Raw genomic sequence first — 1,302 nt, 5'->3', positions numbered from 1 at the left:
ACTGTTCTTAAGCTCATCCATTTCAACCCTCCATCATAGCTCGATGCATCAATTTTACTCTGGATGGCTACTTACAAGATGGATGGTCAGTGCTGAATAACATCAGCACCGACCATTATTTATCGCGAGTACGATAAGCCGTCCCGCAGCATCCATGCCCTACATTTCATTCCATCAATTGGAATTTTCATGAAGGAATGCATACCTTAAGACCACATCCACGTAAATCACAGGTTATTCACAAGAATCATCTTTATGAAACAGAAATCTAATTTTCATTTCTACTCATTTTTTATTGGTAGAATAGTGTTTTGATTTTGTAAACCAAGATTATCCACTGTTTTATCCACATTATCCACAATTCCAGTGTATTCCATTGCAGATGTTATTCTTTTTTTCACCAAAACTAGATCCTTAGTCCTGCATGGCCGAAAGCGTTCTATCCACGTTTTCAACGGAATATGTGGATAACTTTGTCCACACTCCGTTAGGATACCTCCACAATCCCCGACTCGGCAATAGGGTCTGACTCAGCCAATTGGCCTCGAACGGCTTGATTGCATGCTGCAACATAGGCTTGTGCAGCCGCCATTACAATATCTTGGTGCATCGCACTTCCTTGGTAGCGGCATTCATTGCACGACACGGTAACTATGGCCTCGCCCGCAGCATTCTCCCCGGAAGACAAGGAATGAAGCTCTAAGTCTTCAAATTGAATCGATTCGGAGAAAGACTGCGTAATTGCCCGTATCACGGCTTCAATTGGCCCGCTGCCCACACCGGCATAAGTATGCTCCATTCCAGTATCCTGCTTCTTAACTACCACGGAAGCAACACGACTGCGGGAGCTCCCCGCTATTACTTGGACATCAAGCAGTTCAACAGCCTCCAGCTGTTCATTCAACGTCTCCCCGATGCAATGAAGCAGTTGTTCATCCGTCACAACCTTCTGCTGATCAGCCATCTGCTTGAAGTTCGCATATACCTCTTCCAACTGATTCGTATCCAATGAGACTCCATATTGGGCAGCTCTATGCTTGAGTGCATGGCGTCCCGAATGCTTGCCCAGAATAATCATATGATGAGGAATGCCCAGCTCAACAGGATCCATGATCTCGTAAGTGCTGCGGTTTTTGAGCAATCCATCCTGATGAATACCAGACTCATGCTGGAAAGCGTTGCGGCCCACAATCGGTTTGTTGAACGCAATCGGGAAATGCATCATGCGGCTAACCATGCGGGACGTTTCGTATAAGTGCTCTGGCTTGATCTGCGTACCCGCACGCAACACATCATTCCGCG

1 protein-coding gene is annotated in these 1,302 nt (G+C 46.1%); it reads right to left on the bottom strand.

Annotated features, from left to right (window positions below; all coding sequences use genetic code 11):
- Window positions 1-487: 487 nt before the first annotated feature.
- The coding region (locus tag AZ66_RS29185; RefSeq protein ID WP_044358147.1) for a homocitrate synthase/isopropylmalate synthase family protein at window positions 488-1,302 on the bottom strand (815 nt) is incomplete at its 5' end.

Origin of the sequence: Paenibacillus sp. E194, from assembly GCF_000935845.1 — a bacterium.
Classification (GTDB): domain Bacteria; phylum Bacillota; class Bacilli; order Paenibacillales; family Paenibacillaceae; genus Paenibacillus_B; species Paenibacillus_B alvei_B.
This window is presented reverse-complemented; position numbering and strand designations above follow the sequence as displayed.